Raw genomic sequence first — 17,476 nt, 5'->3', positions numbered from 1 at the left:
CTTAAACCTAATAAGCGACGTATTTTATGCGCACCGGCGGGGTTTCTCAAAATCAGATTTCAGGATGCAGCAACAAGGCGCAAATAACAACGTCAGCTTTCGCTGGCAACGGGCCGTGATTAAAGTGGGTAGTGCACTCATCGCACCCAATGGCGAAGGCTGTAAAACCGCCTGTTTGCTGGCGCTGGCGCAATTTGTCAACGAAAGCCGCAGCGAGGGCAAAGAAATTATTCTGGTGTCATCGGGGGCAGTGGCGGCTGGCAGAAACGCCTTTTCACTTACTCACCCACCGTCTTTGTCTGAAAAACAGGCGATGGCAGCAGTGGGGCAGACCCGCATGATGGCCAACTGGGCCAGGCTGTTTGATACGCCTACCGCACAAATTCTTTTAACCCATGGTGATATTCGTAACCGCGATCACTATCTGAATATCAAAGGCACCATAAGAGAGTTACTGGCTCATGGCATGCTTCCGGTCGTTAACGAGAATGACTCGGTGGCCACCGATGAACTTAAATTTGGTGACAATGATAATCTCGCCGCACTGGTGGCGCTGGTGGCAGAAGCCGATACCCTGTTGATCTGCACCGATGTGGATGGTTTATATGATGCCGATCCGCGTACCAACAGCAATGCTCAGTTAATCAAGCGGGTGGATAAGATTGATCAGCGGATTATGACACTGGCCGGCGGCGCGGGCAGTGTGGTGGGCACCGGCGGCATGCAGACCAAACTGCAGGCCGCCAGAAAAGCCTCGCACAACGGTATTCAGACCCTGATTGCCAACGGTTTCAGGGCACAGACCTTCAGTCAGCTGGCGCAGGGACTGGTACCGGGCACGCTGTTTACGCCGCCGCTGTCCAGAAGCAGCGCTAAAAAGAACTGGCTGATGCACAGCCTGCGGGCCAGGGGACGGCTTGTTATCGATCAGGGTGCGGCAAACGCGCTTTGCCGCAATGGTGCCTCTTTGTTGCCTGTGGGTGTGGTAAAGGTTGAAGGCGAATTCAGGGCAGGAGAAGCGGTGGAAATTGTGCTGGAGCAGGAAACTCTGGCTATTGGTCTTTGTCAGTATGATGCGCCAACCCTGACCCAAATCGCCGGGCTAAACAGTCAGCAGATTGAGCAGCAGCTTGGTTACAGCAGTTACGCCGAAGCCGTGCATCGTGATGATCTGGTGTTGTTCTGAAACTTACAGGTGTAGTGGTGTAGCCTGCAAGAAGCGAAGCGTATTGCGGGACGGCACTGACTGGTCCCGTATTCCAGCAGCCTTTGAATGTGCAACTGTGTCATTTCCTCACCGAGAGGAAGCAAAGGCGCTGGACACGTCCGCTTCGCTTTATACGGGCTACGATTGCTGTAGATCGGATTTGAATCCGACAGTGATGAAGGGCATTAAAACACTTGTCGGAATAAATTCCGACCTACAACTCAGCGACACTGTGGTAAATCGTCTTTTCGTGGTTTTTTGGCTAAACCAGTGACCATAGTTTGTAACTGCTCAACCCCAGCAATAACAGGATAATCAGCCCGGCCAGCAGATTGGAAAACCAGCCATTGCTGTGCTCTGCCAGCACCGACTTCTTATTCATCAGCCACAGCAGGTAAATGGCAATAATCGGCAGCAGTATGCCATTGGCCGCTTGCGCGAAAACAATCAGCGCCACCGGGTTGAGTTTGAGTGCCGCGCCCACCGCACCGCACAGCAGAATAACCGCCCAGACCATTTTAAACTTGTTCGCGGCCAGATCCGTGGACCAGCCCATCATCCCACATACGGCAAAGGCACCGGCCAGTGGGGCGGTGATGGCGCTGGTGAGCCCGGCAGCAAAAAGACCGATAGCAAAAAAGTAGTGGGCCAAATCACCCAGCAGGGGTTCAAGCTGGATTGCCATCTGTGCGGCGTTGATTTCTCCGGCTATCTGGCCAAAAAAGGCGGCACTGGCGGTAGATACGATGGCCAGTGTGATAAGCCCGCCCAGACCAATGGAAAGACCGGTATCCCAGCGGCTCTGGCGAATGGTTTCGCCCATATCTGTAGCCGCCTTATGCTGCCTGGCCATTACGCTGGAATGCAAAAACAGGTTATAGGGCACAATGGTGGTACCGATAAGAGCCAATATTGTGGTAACGGAGCCTTGTGGGAAACTTGGCAACAGCAAACCGCTGAGCAATGCAGGAAAATCAGGCCTGGCAATAATCATAGTGGTGATAAACACCAGTGACATCAGAATAACAAGACCGATCAGGCTTTTCTCCAGCACCTGATAATGACCGCTGAACAGCAGCAGACCCGCGATGAGGGTTAAAAGGGTACTCCAGGTACTGATTTGCGCGCCGAGCAAAGCCTGAATGCCCATGGCGGCGCCGGTCAGGTTCCCCGCCTCATAGGCGGCGCTGCCGATACCTATGGCGCTGATTACCAGTGCCATACACAGATATTTCTGCCATCCGCTGTTCAGTGTCTTGCGCAGTGACTCTGCCAGACCCAGACCGGTTGCGAGCCCGAGCCGGGCGGCCATACCTTGCAGCACAATGGTGGCAATGACTGAAAACAGCAGTGTCCATAGCAGGGCAAAACCGAAGTTCGCTCCTGCCATACTGGCGGTGGTGATCGTACCCGGCCCGATAAACGCGGCGGTTACCAGTAGTCCCGGTCCAAGTCGCATAAAGAAATTCCTGACGTTATTCAGATTGGTTCTATAAACAGAGAGTCAGAATAACACCGGGAGTAGAAATAAATAGCCCCGCGGATGGCGGGGCTGAAATCAGAGCACCATATAGCTTAAAAAACGAACACCAGAGCTGCCTGAAAAAGTCTCAATCAAGGCGTGGCTGTGCAGGCATAGTCATCTATGTCAAGCGACCAGAACGCAGATTGAGACTTTTTCAGTCGCTCCGGAAGGGCGAGGCCCAAAAAATGCGCATCCGACGGTAAATTCTTTTGATTTAGGCCCACTAAACCTTCAAAAATTTACCTTGCCTGCGCACTTTTTGAACTCTCGCTGGTGCTGTTTATTTAAATTATATGGTGCTCTAGTAGAGCGATTCGCCCGTTCTGAGGGGCTTCTTACGCACATGAATGGCTTGCTCAGAGGTATCGCGTCTATTGCGGAAATATTTTGTATTTTTACCCTTGTCGTTTGCAAGGGAATACAGCAATAAAACGATAATGGCAGCGAAAAGTAGTGTAAGCAATGTCATGTTTAAATCCTTTCTAAACTGAATGCTGTGTGTGTTTATCCAGCGACTGTAATTCTAACAGCGGAGCCGTTTTTCGAGTGTGACAGTATAGTGAATTTTTTGCGAAGACGATAGACGATTAACGAAACATATTTTGTTTGGGCGAGTAAATCTGACTTTGCAGTGGCCCATGAGCATCTTCAGATGACGGTGGAAAAATAAAACACCACAATATACCGCACGCCTTTGCCCAGCCCGACCAGGAGCAGAAAAGGCAGAATCCGTACTTTCATCACTCCGGCGATAAAGGTCAGTGCATCGCCGCCGACCGGTAACCAGGAAAAAGCCAGGCTCCAGATACCGTATCGCTGAAACCATTTCTGTACCCGCTCAAGCTGGGATTCTTTGAAGTAAAACCAGCGGCGATCTTTAAAATGCAGCAGATATTTACCAAGCACCCAGTTCACCACTGCGCCCAGGGTATTGCCGAGGGTTGCGACCAAAATCAGTAAACCCGGAGGTTCGCCCTGGCGGGCAAGCGTGAATAACACAATCTCTGAATAAAACGGCAGGAAGGTGGCCGCCAGAAAAGCCGAAGAGAATAACACCAGATATGACATCATAATTCTGCGGCCTTTTACTCAATACATTGGCGTACCAGCCACTTAAACAACTTGGCCTGATTGATCATATAAGGCAGGTATTCAGGGTGCCACTGAACGCCTAGGATATAAGGCTTTTCCGGACTTTCAATGGCCTGGGTAAAGTCATCGGCATCGGTGCCACTGATCACAAATCCCGGAGCCACTTCTGCAATGGCCTGATGATGCAGACTGTTAATCCGCAGTTGTTCGTGTTCAACAATGCGATGCAGCATACTGTCAGTTCTGACAAACAACTTTTTACCCGGATGGATCATAGTGCGGTTAGACGTCAGCTTTCGCTGATTTTTGATATCTCTGAATAAGGCGCCGCCCAGTCGCACATTAATCAACTGGCAACCCCGGCAAATTCCGAGCATGGGTAACTGTTTCTGCAGGGCAAAATCCAGCACTTTGCTTTCCAGCTCATCCCTGGGCACGTCATAACTCTGCCCCGGCTCTGCGGGTTGCCCGTAAAGTTCAGGACATAGGTCAGTACCGCCGCTCAGTACCAGTCCCTGTAGTTCAGACACCTCAACATCGTGTCGGGGGCTGATCCTTACTGCCTTGCCACCGGCGCGCCTGATGGCAAAGGCGATGGTCCACCAGGGCGGGCACCAGGCGCCCGAGTGGGTGGTTACGCCAATAAGCGGTATTTTAGTGAAGGTTGTCAAACTCAGCTTCCTCCGCTGTTTTTATTGGAATCAGTTGCCGGGCCGAGTCTGGTGGTCATAATCTGGCTTATTTGCTGCCAGCCCAGGGTGTCGGCCACCACGAAGATAACCGTCAGCAAGGGCACACCGAGAATGGCACCAATCGGCCCCCACAGCCAGCCCCAGAAGATCACCGCCACAAAGACCACAATAGGATTGATTTGCAGCCGGATACCGTGCACCACAGGGTCAACGATAAAACCAAACAGGGTGGAGAGCACTAAAAATCCGACGGGGGCCATCAGGATCTGCCAGAGCTGCTGATCACCCTGAGTGATGGAAATCAGCAATAGCAGGGCGCTGACAATACTCATGCCCACATAGGGAATCAGCCGCAATATCGCAACCAGCACAATCCAGATCCAGGGCATGGGGAAATCGATGAGCCACAGCAATACACTGGTAATCAGTCCCAGAGTAAGATTGATCAACATCACCGCGCCCAGATAATGGCCGGTTTCAGTGCGCAGGCGACTGAACAAGCGGATAATCTTTCGTCGTTGTTGTCGTTGTTTTGACAGCCTCACCATATTCACCACCAAATCGCCGCCATTGGTGAGCAGAAACAGGGTTAATACCAGAATCAACAGGGTGTTTGCCGCTCCCTGCTGTATGGAAGTGAGCAGGGTATCCGGCCAGGTTCGTTGCTCCACCATCACCGGAGCCTGTTCCTCTGAACTGATTACCTCTTCCACCGCTTCAGAGACTTTCTCAGAGGTTTCTTCTACCGAATCTTTGACCTGTTGCAATTTACTGACCATGTCCTGATCCAGATTCATCACGCTCTCAATTTTCTCCGGCGCGGTGGTCAGCCAGCCGCCTATGGCGGGCAGCATCAGCCACACGGCACCGATTAATAAAGAGCAGCTCAGTAACAGCATAACCAGGCTGGAAAGCACTTTGGGTACGCCGACTTTCATCAACCGGGTGACAGGCGGTGACAGGGTCAGAGCCAGCAGAACTGAGACGGTAACCGGCAGCAGAAATCCTCTGGCCAGATACAAAGTGGCAACGATAACAACAAGCAAAATAATTGGGTGGCCTCCAAGTGGTGAGGCCTGATTCTGTTGGCTGATAACACATCCTCCCTTTCGCATCTCTTGCCTGATGCAACAGATATCTTCCCAGTCTACCCAGCTATAAGGCGCTGTGTATAGCCTTAATACTGAGTAGTATGAATATTGATTGATATCAATACAGGTGCTGCAGCCGAGGACTATATTTAATCCGGATGGATAGCATCCGCTGGGAAAAAGGAACCAAAAAATGAACTTTGAAACTCAACAACTGCATGAAACTATTGAAGATCTTAAGCGCCATCGTGATGAGATCAATGTGCAGATGCATCTGGCCAGGGCTGAAATGCGCGACGAATGGGATGGACTGGAGAAGAAGTGGGATTCGCTGCAATCTAAGTTTTCAGCGTTCAAAAAGGATGCCAGTCAGTCGTCCAAAGAGGTGAGGGCGGCCCTGTCACTACTGGCCGGGGAGCTAGGACAGGCTTATAAGCGCTTTAAGACACGTCTGAAAAGCTGAGTGCTGATGGGGTAATGACGATTGAAATCTATACGGTGGGCAGCATGGCTGACAGTTCTGCTTTGCTGCTTTTTCCCTGTTCATGCTCTGGCCGACAACCAACGCCCCTGCCAGTCCGTTGATTTTTACTGGCGTCAGGGGTGTCCTCATTGTCAGGCAGCCCACGAGTTTCTGGACCATCTGAAAGCCAACAATTCTGATATTGAGATCCGTGCCATTAATATTCTCGCCAGTGAGGAAAACTGGCAGGCCTTTACCCGGCTCAACCAGCAGTTTGGTGTTGCACGCCCGGGCGTTCCCGGTTTTTATCTCTGTGGTGAATGGCACATAGGCTATCTGGATGATGAAACAAGCGGTCGCCTGCTGATGGAAAAGCTTGGCCTGCAGGCTCCGACTCAGGGGCAGGGCATAGTGTTGCCCTGGCTGGGTGAGGTACAGGTCAGCGAGTTGGGGCTGCCTTTGTTCACGCTGACACTGGGACTGATTGACGGGTTTAACCCTTGTGCTATGTGGGTATTACTGATCCTGCTGTCGATTCTGACCAATATCGGCGATCGCAGGAAAATGGCACTGATTGCCCTGACCTTTGTACTGGTCAGTGGTCTGGTATATTTCATGTTTATGGCCGCCTGGTTAAACCTGTTTTTGCTGATCGGCTGGTCCAGGTTGTTGCAGGTCTGCGTGGGGTTGCTGGCACTGATTATCGGTGCCATCCATACCAGGGATTTTTACGCACCCGGGGCCGGGCTGAGCCTGAGCATACCTGAGCAGGCGAAACCGGCTTTGTACGCCAGAGTGCGAGCGGTTGTTACCGCGAAAAATCTGCCTGCCTCACTGCTGGCGGTGATACTGGTGGCGATACTGGTTAATCTGACTGAGCTGCTGTGCACCGCCGGATTGCCGGCTCTGTATACTCAGGTGCTGACCCGTTATGGCCTGCCACAGTGGCAGTATTACGCGTATCTGGCTCTGTATAACCTTGCTTATATTCTTGATGACGGTCTGATGGTTGCCCTGGCAGTGGTTGGTCTGAGTCATCGCAAATTACAGGCCAGTGAAGGGCGATGGTTAAAGCTTCTCAGCGGCTGCGTCATGATTATCATCGGACTGGTGATGTTGCTGGCCCCTGATTTATTGCATTTTGCTCACTGAGCAGGGCAGCAGCCGTTACCAATATTATTGAGGCCATTCGTCATGTGCTCAGGGCCAAGCTGTATCCTTCTGGTCGACGATGGTGTCGCCACCGGGGCCACAATGCGGGTGGCGATTGCCGCCGCCAGATATCAGCAGCCAGCCAAGGTAGTCGTAGCCGTGCCCCTCGCGCCCGCCGATACCGCACATCAGTTAGCTCAGGAGGCCGATCAGTTAATATGCCTGGCCACACCAGAGCCTTTTGTCGCGATAGGTCACTGGTACCGGGATTTTCCTCAGGTTACAGATGATCAGGTCCGGGCGCAGTTGGCCATGTCTCAGAGCGCTTCATAAAGCGGCCTCACCAACGTATGCCTGACTCTCTTTTACCGGGCCGATACTGGATTTGCCCGGCAAACCTCTCTATTCTGTCAGCCCGCTGAAATCTGTTATTGAAGGTGCCCGGGTTTATATGATTGGTGAAATTGCAGCATTAAGTACGGCCTGTTGCTGGGCGGTGGCGGCCAGATTATTCAGACAACTGGGCGCGAGTTTTTCGCCGCTGGCACTGAATTTCTGGAAGGGGCTGGTGGCGATCCTGATCCTGTTGCCACTGACCTGGGCCATGCCCATGCAGGCAGAGTTATCGCAGATGGATATATTCTGGCTGCTGCTCAGCGGTGTGATCGGCATAGGTCTGGGCGATACCTGTTTTTTTCAGTCTCTGAATAAAATAGGTGACAGCCAGTCGTTACTGGTGGCAGAAACCCTGGCGCCGATTTTTACCGCTCTGCTGGCCATGGCCTGGATAGCCGAATGGCTGAACTGGCAACAATGGCTGGGCATCGCGCTGGTGATCCTGTCTGTGGATATGGTGATTAAGTTAAACCGGCGCGACCAGACTCAGATCTTTGAAGCCACCGGTTATGTGTATGCGGCGCTGGCTGCCCTGTGTCAGGCGGTGGGCGCAGTGATCAGCCGCGATATTCTCACCTCTACCGGTATCGATGCGGCCAATGCCAGTCAGATCCGTCTGCTTGGGGGCATGGCGATTATTGTGCTGCTGATGCTGGGCATGCGTCAGCGCTGGCTGCCCAAAACTGACAATCCCAGACGCACCTGGATGGTGTTCGGCGCCGCGACCCTGATCGGCACTTTTGCAGCCTTATATCTGCAGATGGTGGCCTTTACCTATACCAAGGCGGCTGTGGTGCAAACCCTGTTTGCCACCAGTGTCATCCTGTCGCTGGGGATTGCCTGGTTGCTGAAAGAGCGGATCCATCGCCAGGCCTTATTATGGTCATTGCTGGCCCTGGTGGGGGTGGCCATTCTGGTGGGCGCGGATTCGTTATCCGCGGCGATATAACTTGGGTAACCGTCAGTTGAGATATTTTCTTGTATCAGCCGGGCACTTTATATACAATGCGCGCCCTTGACTCAGCCATACAACATCGTTCCTTGCCTTACGCAGACCGGCTGAGCTGCAATAGGCTATAACCGTAAGGAGCTTTTAATGCGTCATTACGAAATCGTATTTATGGTTCATCCGGACCAGAGTGAACAGGTTCCAGGTATGATCGAGCGTTATACCGGAATCATTACCAATGCCGGTGGCCAGATCCATCGTCTGGAAGACTGGGGCCGTCGTCAACTGGCTTACCCCATTGAAAAACTGCACAAAGCACATTACGTGCTGATCAATGCCGAAGCCTCAGCTGAAGCCATTGAAGAGCTGGAAACAGCGTTCCGTTTCAATGATATTGTTCTGCGTAATCTGATTATGCGTACTAAAACTGCAGATACTGAACCTTCTCCTATGGCCAAAGAAGAGCGCCGTGAAACCGGTGGTCGTGATGAACGCCGCGATTCAGATGAAAGAGAAGATCGTCGCGAAAGCCGCGAAGAAGATAGCTCAGCCTCTGAAGCTGCCGCAGAATAACAGATTAGGAGACTTAACATGGCTCGTTTTTTCAGACGTCGTAAATACTGCCGCTTCACCGCGGAAGGCATCAAGCAGATCGATTACAAAGATACTGCCTTGTTGAAAAACTACATCACTGAAAGTGGCAAAATCGTACCCAGCCGTATTACGGGTACCAGTGCCAAATATCAGCGTCAGTTGTCAACTGCCATCAAGCGCGCGCGCTTCCTGGCTCTGTTGCCTTACACTGATTCTCACAAGTAACTGTTGGCGTATTATTAAGAGGTAGCAAAGATGGAAATCATTCTACTAGACAAAATCGCCAACCTGGGCGGTTTGGGTGACCAGGTCACCGTAAAATCAGGTTATGCCCGTAACTTCCTGTTCCCTAAGGCTAAAGCCGTACCGGCAACCAAGGCGAACATTGAGAAGTTTGAACAGCGTCGTGCTGAGCTTGAAGCGAAAATCGCTGAAGAGCTGGCTGCTGCTGAAGCCCGTGCAGCCAAAGTGGCTGAGCTGGCTGAAGTGACTATCGCTGCTCCTGCCGGTGAAGAAGGTAAGCTGTTCGGCTCTGTCGGTACCAAAGACATCGCCGATGCACTGACTGCTGCTGGTGTTGAAGTGGCCAAAGCTGAAGTTAAGCTGCCACTGGGCACACTGCGTGAAACCGGTGAATTTGATATTGACCTGCAACTGCACTCTGATGTGCACGCCCAGGTAAAAGTAAAAATTATCGCCGAAGCGTAATCGCTGAACGTAAATTAAAAAAAACCGCCTGATGGCGGTTTTTTTGTGTCGATACGAAAGTATTAGTATGCTCTCGCAGAGGCGCAGAGTTGTAGGTCGGAATTTATTCCGACAGACGTTTTGGAGCCCATCATCATTGTCGGATTGAAATCCGATCTACAGCAGTCGTAGCCCGTATAAAGCGAAGCGGAATACGGGGAATGAGTCTAAAAGCACGAAAGTGAAATTTCACCGCGGAGTGGCGGAGGTCGCAGAGAAGTAAGGGGGGTAAACCTTTCATACCTCTGTGGTTAATCTTATCTTTTTCAAAGGCTGCTGGATGCCCGATAACAGCACTCGGGCATGACTGAATGTCTTTCCCGCATGTTGTTGGCGGAAACCCAGTGTCTTTGCGACTAACCTTGTACTAAATGACAGAAACTCCTTCATCACAGATATACTGAGATCTAGAAGGTCTTTTTATTTCAGCGCCCCTGCGAGATCTTTATAACTTTTTTAATGATCTCGCAGAGGCGCAGAGTTGTAGGTCGGAATTTATTCCGACAGACGTTTTGGAGCCCATCATCATTGTCGGATTGAAATCCGATCTACAGCAGTCGTAACCCTTATAAAGCTAAGCGGAATTCAGGGCATATAGATCCCGCAATCCGCTCCGCTGCTTGCAGGCTACCCCGTCATTCTGATGAAAATCAGGATCTCGTAAAGCCAGCCGTGCAGGAAGGGATAACTATTCAGGTGTCTGATAAAGTTACCGGGTCAGGCCCGGCACGACGGGAAAAGTAAAGGGAGTAAATCCTCCGTAAAGGCGTGGCTTTACGGCATGCAACTTTGCTGATGGCAAAGCAGGGCATCCTTGCCCTGTGTTGTCGGGCCCTATTTGGTGATTTTCTTGTACTTCAGACGATGAGGTTCAACGACGTCCTTACCAAAGTTGTCTTTCAGCCAGGCTTCGTAATCGGTGTAGTTACCTTCATAGAAGTTCACTTTACCTTCGTCCCGGTAATCGAGAATATGAGTGGCGACCCGGTCGAGGAACCAGCGGTCGTGCGAGATCACCATGGCACAGCCGGGGAATTCCAGCAGGGCTTCTTCTAAGGCCCGCAGGGTTTCCACATCCAGATCGTTGGTGGGCTCATCAAGCAGCAATACGTTGCCACCGGCTTTTAATAACTCGGCCAGATGGACCCTGTTGCGCTCACCACCGGAGAGATCTTTGATGTATTTCTGCTGGTCGTTACCTTTGAAGTTAAAACGGCTGACGTAGGCGCGGCTGTTTACCTCAAAATTACCGATACGGATAATATCCTGACCATCTGAGATCTGCTGCCACACCGTTTTCTCGCCATCCAGGTGGTCGCGGAACTGATCGACACTGGCCAGTTTGACGGTATCGCCGAGGCTGATAGTGCCGCTGTCAGGTTGTTCTTCACCGCTTAACATTCTGAACAGTGTGGATTTACCGGCGCCATTGGGGCCGATAATGCCAACGATGGCGCCTTTGGGCACACTGAAACTGAGATCATCGATCAGTACTCTGTCACCATAAGACTTGGTCAGGTGCTCCACATCGATAACTTTATCGCCGAGGCGATCACCGGGCGGAATAAACAGCTCATTGGTTTCATTACGCTTCTGATAATCGTTGCTGGAGAGCTCTTCAAAGCGCGCCATACGTGCCTTGCTTTTGGCCTGACGGCCTTTGGGGTTAGTGCGTACCCACTCCAGTTCCTGTTTGATGGAACGCTGACGGGCCTGTTCGCCTCGTTCTTCCTGTTGCAGACGCTTGTCTTTTTGTTCCAGCCAGGAGGAATAGTTGCCTTCCCAGGGAATGCCATGGCCGCGATCCAGCTCCAGGATCCAGCCGGCCACATTATCCAGAAAATAGCGGTCGTGGGTAATGGCCACGACTGTGCCTTCATAATCATGTAAAAAGCGTTCTAACCAGGCCACGGATTCGGCATCCAGGTGGTTGGTGGGCTCGTCAAGCAGCAGCATATCGGGCTTTTCCAGCAGTAACCGGCACAGGGCCACCCGGCGACGCTCACCGCCAGAGAGTTTGCTGACTTCTGCATCCCAGGGGGGCAGGCGCAGAGCATCGGCGGCTCTTTCCAGTGCGTTGTCGAGGTTGTGGCCGTCTTTGGCCTGAATGATTGCTTCCAGTTCGCCCTGCTCTTTGGCCAGGGCGTCGAAGTCGGCATTCTCATCAGCATAGGCTGCATAGACTTCATCCAGACGTTTGAGCGCATGCACCACATCGCTGAAGGCTTCTTCAACATTGCCGCGCACATCTTTGCTCTCATCCAGTTTCGGCTCCTGTGGCAGGTAGCCGATATTGATGCCGGGCTGAGGCCTGGCTTCACCTTCAATTTCCTTGTCCAGTCCGGCCATGATGCGCAGCAGGGTGGATTTACCGGCGCCATTTAAGCCCAGTACGCCGATCTTGGCGCCGGGGAAAAAGCTCAGGGAAATATCTTTGAGGATCTGACGCTTGGGCGGAACAATTTTGCCCACTCTGTGCATGGTGTAGACGTATTGGGACATAGTTGACTCTTATATCAGTTTCGGAGGATATATGGCCCGCTATTCTAAACCAGTTGTTACCGGGGTTAAAAGGTAAGTCTGCGATAAAGGCGTTGATCTGATTGTCTGCCTAAGCTGTACTTTAACCGGAAAATGGCTAGAATATGGCCTCTTTTTATCCCGTCCAACACCCGAGGAGAGACGATGCTTTCACGCGATATGAAGATTGCCGATTTTGACCCTGAATTATGGCAAGCCATAGAAAAAGAGACAGAGCGTCAGGAGCAGCATATTGAGCTGATCGCATCAGAGAATTATTGCAGCCCCAGAGTATTGCAGGCGCAGGGTTCTCAGCTGACCAATAAATACGCCGAAGGCTACCCGCACAAGCGCTATTACGGTGGCTGCGAATACGTGGATATCGCCGAAGATCTGGCCATCGAGCGGGCCAAACAGCTGTTTGGTGCCGATTATGCCAATGTGCAGCCTCATTCAGGCTCACAGGCTAACTCTGCGGTGTTTATGGCGCTGCTGAATGCCAACGACACTGTACTGGGCATGAGTCTGGCCCACGGCGGCCACCTGACTCACGGCGCCAAAGTGAGCTTTTCCGGTAAGACCTACAATGCGGTGCAGTACGGCCTGAATGAGGAAACCGGTGAGGTGGACTACGCTCAGGTGGAAGCGCTGGCACTGGAGCATAAGCCGAAGATGATTATCGCCGGTTTCTCCGCTTATTCAGGGATCATGGACTGGTCGAAATTCCGTGCTATCGCCGATAAAGTGGGTGCCTATCTGCTGGTGGATATGGCCCATGTTGCCGGTCTGATTGCTGCCGGTGAGTACCCCAATCCGTTGCCCCACGCCCATGTGGTCACCACCACTACCCATAAAACCCTGGCGGGCCCCCGCGGCGGTCTGATTCTGTCCTCCTGTGGTGATGAAGATATTTACAAGAAACTTAACAGCTCTGTGTTCCCCGGTAATCAGGGCGGCCCGCTGTGCCATGTGATTGCAGCTAAAGCCGTGGCTTTTAAAGAAGCACTGGAGCCTGAGTTTAAGACCTACCAGCAGCAGGTGGTGAAAAACGCCAAGGCGATGGTGAAGGTGATGCAGGAACGTGGTTACAAGATTGTTTCCGGTGGTACCGAGAATCATCTGTTTCTGCTGGATCTGATCGACAAAGACATCACAGGTAAAGACGCCGATGCCGCGCTGGGCCGTTCTAACATCACCGTGAACAAAAACTCGGTGCCCAACGATCCCCGCTCGCCCTTTGTCACAAGTGGTCTGCGTATCGGTACTCCGGCCATCACCCGTCGTGGCTTTAAAGAAGAGCAGGCGGCGCAGGTGGCTACCTGGATCTGTGATGTACTGGACAACCTCGGTGATGAATCAGTGGAAAGCCGTGTTCGCGGTGAAGTGCTGGCCTTATGTGAGACTTTTCCGGTATATGCCTGAAAGGCAGGCAGAAACTAAGATTGACTAAAAACGCAGCTTCGGCTGCGTTTTTTCTTTTTGGGCTACACTACGTTTATCAATTAATATTTCCGGCCATGGAGGCATGACTGTGGTAAGGATTCTCCCTAAGCTTCCGGTATTTGCCGTTTTTCTGTTGTCCACCCCTTTGTCCGAAGCTCAGCCGGAATTACTGGTGCTGGCAACCCACAGCAGAGTATCCGGAGAATATATCCAACGAACTGAACAGGAGTTGCAGGCAACCAAAGTGGTGCTCTGTGTGCTCAGTAACCTGGGGGTGAAAAGTGAAATCCTGATGTTGCCCTGGGCGCGAGCGAAAAGAGAGCTGGAACGGGGCAATATTGACGGCGTCTTTTTTACGTCACCTACGGAGGTAACCCAATCGCTGCGCTCACAACCCGTGACGCTGGAGCACTGGTATCGTTATCACAGGAAAAATCCAGGGCAGGCTGCGTACGACAGACTCGGAGTGGTCAGAGGAAGTGATATCGAGAATTGGCTGATAGAGCAAGGACAAAAGCCTTATATGCAAGCGCCGGATATGCATCAGTTGCTGGCTCAGTTCACCAGCGGCAGGTTTGACTATTTCGTTGCCGATCGAGACAGGGTGACATTGTTGTTAGCCGACAATGGTATCGACATGGAGAAGAGCTTTGTGCGCTTTGCTGCCAAAACAATCAGCTTCTCAGCTGATGTCGCCAGACAGTATCCCGATTTTATTCATCAGTTCAACAGTCAGATCAGTCAATGTAATCCTCAGGTCACCCGGCTCTCAGAGGCGCAGCAGAAGGCGGCTGTTGAGATTGTTGTTAAAGATCTGGTTAGTCAGCTTTCTGAGGATTTCTTACAACGGGCAGGGCAATATATTTCAGAACATCGGCCTATGAGTGAACCGGCCCTGACAGCCACCGAAGCACAATGGTTACAGGAACTCCGGTCAGGAGAGTATCACCTGATTCAGAACCTGCTTGATGACCCGTTAAGTCAGGTGTTGACCGCTATTGAGGCTGACAGCCGCTTTTTCCGGGAAATTATGTTAACCACTGAGAAGGGGGAATTACTGGCGATGTCTCGCCCAACCAGTGATTACTGGCAGGGCGATGAAGGTAAAATAACAGAACTGACCGGAAGACAGTTCCGGGTCAGTGTCCTGAAGTTTGATGATTCGGTATCTGAGTTTCTTGCTCATGTCAGTTACCGGCTGCCAACACAACAGGGAAGTGTTGTGCTGATCGTCGGACTACAGATCGAAAAACTGTTGCTCAATACACCAAAGATAAACACACCTTAGACTTTAAAGCGCCCCACATTGGTGTTTAAGCCTTTTGCCATGGTGGAGATATTCTCCGCTACCTTGTTGGTGTCACTGACCACTTCCAGACTTTGCTGGGAGAGGCCGTTGAGGCGGGTGATATTGCGGTTTATTTCGTCTACCACGCTGCTTTGCTCTTCGGTGGCGGTGGCGATCTGATAGATCATATCATTGGTCTGACCGACCGCTTCGTCCACATCCGTTAATGCACTCTGGATACGTTTGGAGCTGTCAACCACGTTGTCCACCTGCGAGGTGCCTGACTCAATCGCGTTGACAGCCTGACTGACGCCTTCCTCAAGCCCGACAATCATGCGCTGAATATCTTCGGTGGATTGCTGTGTGCGACTCGCCAGTGTTCTGACTTCGTCAGCAACAACGGCAAAGCCACGACCCTGTTCACCGGCCCGGGCAGCTTCGATGGCGGCGTTTAGCGCCAGTAAATTGGTCTGCTCGGCGATGCCGCGGATAACATCCAGTACCTGCACGATATTTTTGGACTCATCGGCCAGTTTGGTAATCACGGTGCTGGCATAGCCGATGGACTCAGTAAGCTTATTGATACTGGTTACAGACTCATTCACCACATGGCCCGACTGGGTGGTTTTGTCCTTGGCTTTGCGGGTTTCTGTCAATGCATTCTGAGAATTATTGGCCACCTCATGCACGGCGTGGCTTAGCTCATTTACTGCTGTGGCAATTTGTTCCAGGTTGTCATTCTGCTCTTCCGAGATGCTCTGACTTTGCTCTGATGAGGCGTTGAGTTTTAATACGGTGCTGTCCAGTGACTCGGCGTCACTTTTTATCATGCCAATTAAATCCTGCAGCTTTTGCATCAGGCCATTGAACGTCCTGGCCAGATGCGACAACTCATCCTTACCGGAGCAATCAAGCCGACCGGTCAGATCTCCTTCGCCTTCGCTGATGGTGGCGATCATATTGTTTAATTCATTGACTCTGACAGTGATAAGCTTTGGCCCGAGCCAGATGCTGAGGATACAGGCCGTAATAACCAGCAGTATTGCGGTGATCAGAATGCCGGTCTTCCTTGCCGCAGCATTCTGCGCGTCCTCCGTTACCTGATCTGCCACCTGTTTGACCTTAGCCCCTAACACATCATAGTGATTTCGTAGTCTGTTAAAATCCTGCATTACCTCAGTGCTGTTATAAACTACAGCTTCTGCCGCCTGATTATTATCCGCCATCTCAAACACCCGTCGGGCACTGGCATACCAGGTTTTATAATCGGCATCGAAACGTTGTATCTCAGCTCCGATTTCGGGATAGTCTTTTACCAGTACTCGCACCTGATTTAAGCGATCAATAGCCTGCTGCGCGTTTTCCTCGAAGTCAGCCTTATCCTGTTCAGAGCCACTAAGGTTCTGAGCTTTCTTAGCCACATAATTTTGGGATGCGCTCAGTGCCTGATACAGATCTCTGTCGGCATTCAGTCCTGTATCTATGGCATCGATAAAGGTGGTGGAGAGTCGCTCCATATCTTTCGACATACGGTCGCTGTTAGTGATGCTGAGAAGGCTTATAATGATGGTCAGTGTGCTGATAACCAACAGCGGTATCGAGAACTTACTGCGGATAGTCAGATTATTCAGGGTTATCATTTACTGATCTCCTTGTTGCCAGCAGTTCAGTGGCAGATGGTCAAATACATTGGATACACACTAATAATAGACAATATCGCGTAAATTCAACAATATATGACTTATCTGGAGTGTCAGTCTCTTTCCAGAAATCCAATGACTTCTGCGCTGTGGTGACTTATCAGGCTGAAAAGTCAGAAACCGGGGACGATGCGGTCTCAGCCGGGATCTTCTATGGGGATAACACACTTAAGTCAGGTCCTTTGTTTGCGGCATTGGCTCAGGATTTTGATGTTAAGGGCTATGACGTAACCCGTGCCAGTCTGCAGTATCGATTGGGTGATGGGAAACTGGGGGTAATGTTGCAGCGACAAGAGCCAGCTATTGGGGGAGAATCCCGAAGCGGCGGCTTTGTCAGTTACAGTCACAGGGTCGGTAAGTTTGATATCCGCAGTCAGTTTCAGACTATGGAAGATGATCGAACAGTGGATATTGGTCTGGATTATCATCTGGGCAGCAACACCAAGATTTACGCCTGGTTGGCCAGTATTGACGAAGATGAGGTTCCGGATCGCCGCTACCTTGCATTGGGTGTGGAACATAAACTGGCGGTGAATTTCTGAACCCGGAATCAGTGTTAGTCGGTCCGGACAGCAGCATCGCATAGTTTTGTGACTGTTCGGTCTTGTATTTTTTTG

General features: G+C 51.5%; 17 protein-coding genes. 11 read left to right on the top strand and 6 right to left on the bottom strand.

Features of this window, described 5'->3' with window-relative positions:
- Positions 1 to 64: 64 nt before the first annotated feature.
- Complete coding sequence (gene proB / locus AT746_RS13850) at positions 65 to 1,186, top strand: glutamate 5-kinase (RefSeq protein WP_062481269.1); 1,122 nt, start codon at positions 65 to 67, stop codon at positions 1,184 to 1,186.
- A gap of 283 nt (positions 1,187 to 1,469) precedes the next feature.
- Here the strand turns inward: proB and AT746_RS13845 are convergent, their stop codons facing one another.
- The 4 genes from AT746_RS13845 to AT746_RS13830 form a co-directional block, all read right to left on the bottom strand.
- The gene (locus AT746_RS13845) at positions 1,470 to 2,666 is read right to left on the bottom strand and encodes an Nramp family divalent metal transporter (protein ID WP_062481267.1); all 1,197 of its coding nucleotides are present in this window, start codon (positions 2,664 to 2,666) and stop codon (positions 1,470 to 1,472) included.
- 714 nt (positions 2,667 to 3,380) lie between these two features.
- Positions 3,381 to 3,803, bottom strand: coding sequence for a YqaA family protein (locus AT746_RS13840; RefSeq protein WP_062481264.1), 423 nt, complete (start codon positions 3,801 to 3,803; stop codon positions 3,381 to 3,383).
- A 14-nt stretch (positions 3,804 to 3,817) separates the two neighbouring features.
- Positions 3,818 to 4,495: a gamma-glutamyl-gamma-aminobutyrate hydrolase family protein gene (locus AT746_RS13835; protein WP_197414263.1), complete on the bottom strand. Its 678-nt coding sequence runs from the start codon at positions 4,493 to 4,495 to the stop codon at positions 3,818 to 3,820.
- A 2-nt stretch (positions 4,496 to 4,497) separates the two neighbouring features.
- Positions 4,498 to 5,631, bottom strand: coding sequence for an AI-2E family transporter (locus AT746_RS13830; protein ID WP_062481261.1), 1,134 nt, complete (start codon positions 5,629 to 5,631; stop codon positions 4,498 to 4,500).
- Positions 5,632 to 5,800: 169 nt separating this feature from the next.
- Between AT746_RS13830 and AT746_RS13825 the strand changes: the two genes are divergently transcribed.
- From AT746_RS13825 to rplI, 7 genes are all read left to right on the top strand, one after another.
- Positions 5,801 to 6,070 (top strand): hypothetical protein, encoded by a 270-nt coding sequence (locus AT746_RS13825; protein WP_062481259.1) that lies wholly within the window; start codon positions 5,801 to 5,803, stop codon positions 6,068 to 6,070.
- Between the two features lie 21 nt (positions 6,071 to 6,091).
- Positions 6,092 to 7,222 (top strand): hypothetical protein, encoded by a 1,131-nt coding sequence (locus AT746_RS13820; RefSeq protein WP_062481257.1) that lies wholly within the window; start codon positions 6,092 to 6,094, stop codon positions 7,220 to 7,222.
- Between the two features lie 42 nt (positions 7,223 to 7,264).
- Positions 7,265 to 7,555: a phosphoribosyltransferase family protein gene (locus AT746_RS13815; protein WP_062481254.1), complete on the top strand. Its 291-nt coding sequence runs from the start codon at positions 7,265 to 7,267 to the stop codon at positions 7,553 to 7,555.
- Positions 7,556 to 7,607: 52 nt separating this feature from the next.
- Positions 7,608 to 8,567, top strand: a complete 960-nt coding sequence (locus AT746_RS13810) for a DMT family transporter (protein ID WP_335338199.1) — start codon at positions 7,608 to 7,610, stop codon at positions 8,565 to 8,567.
- 147 nt (positions 8,568 to 8,714) lie between these two features.
- A complete protein-coding gene (gene rpsF / locus AT746_RS13805; RefSeq protein WP_062481252.1) occupies positions 8,715 to 9,140 on the top strand; it encodes a 30S ribosomal protein S6 in 426 nt (141 codons plus the stop codon).
- 18 nt (positions 9,141 to 9,158) lie between these two features.
- Positions 9,159 to 9,386: a 30S ribosomal protein S18 gene (gene rpsR / locus AT746_RS13800; RefSeq protein ID WP_062481250.1), complete on the top strand. Its 228-nt coding sequence runs from the start codon at positions 9,159 to 9,161 to the stop codon at positions 9,384 to 9,386.
- Positions 9,387 to 9,416: 30 nt separating this feature from the next.
- The gene (gene rplI / locus AT746_RS13795) at positions 9,417 to 9,869 is read left to right on the top strand and encodes a 50S ribosomal protein L9 (RefSeq protein ID WP_062481248.1); all 453 of its coding nucleotides are present in this window, start codon (positions 9,417 to 9,419) and stop codon (positions 9,867 to 9,869) included.
- Positions 9,870 to 10,742: 873 nt separating this feature from the next.
- Here rplI and ettA read toward each other — a convergent pair.
- Entirely contained in the window at positions 10,743 to 12,410 is a 1,668-nt protein-coding gene (ettA, locus tag AT746_RS13790; protein WP_062481246.1) for an energy-dependent translational throttle protein EttA, read from the bottom strand.
- Positions 12,411 to 12,593: 183 nt separating this feature from the next.
- On the opposite strand from ettA, the gene glyA reads away from it, so the two are divergent.
- Together glyA and AT746_RS13780 are read left to right on the top strand one after the other, a co-directional pair.
- A complete protein-coding gene (glyA, locus tag AT746_RS13785) occupies positions 12,594 to 13,850 on the top strand; it encodes a serine hydroxymethyltransferase (RefSeq protein ID WP_062481240.1) in 1,257 nt (418 codons plus the stop codon).
- Positions 13,851 to 13,959: 109 nt separating this feature from the next.
- On the top strand, positions 13,960 to 15,159 hold the full coding sequence (locus AT746_RS13780; protein ID WP_156413705.1) for a hypothetical protein: 1,200 nt from the start codon (positions 13,960 to 13,962) through the stop codon (positions 15,157 to 15,159).
- On the opposite strand, the gene AT746_RS13775 is transcribed toward AT746_RS13780, so the two are convergent.
- On the bottom strand, positions 15,156 to 16,799 hold the full coding sequence (locus AT746_RS13775) for a methyl-accepting chemotaxis protein (protein WP_231730943.1): 1,644 nt from the start codon (positions 16,797 to 16,799) through the stop codon (positions 15,156 to 15,158). The two genes, AT746_RS13780 and AT746_RS13775, sit on opposite strands and share 4 nt — an antisense overlap.
- 29 nt (positions 16,800 to 16,828) lie before the next feature.
- Between AT746_RS13775 and AT746_RS13770 the strand changes: the two genes are divergently transcribed.
- Positions 16,829 to 17,401, top strand: coding sequence for a porin (locus AT746_RS13770; RefSeq protein ID WP_082633285.1), 573 nt, complete (start codon positions 16,829 to 16,831; stop codon positions 17,399 to 17,401).
- The last annotated feature ends 75 nt before the right edge of the window (positions 17,402 to 17,476 follow it).

Source organism: Lacimicrobium alkaliphilum, assembly GCF_001466725.1.
GTDB classification, from domain to species: Bacteria; Pseudomonadota; Gammaproteobacteria; order Enterobacterales; family Alteromonadaceae; genus Lacimicrobium; species Lacimicrobium alkaliphilum_B.
Note: the sequence above shows the minus strand (reverse complement) of the source record. Positions and strands in the feature narration are given on the sequence as shown.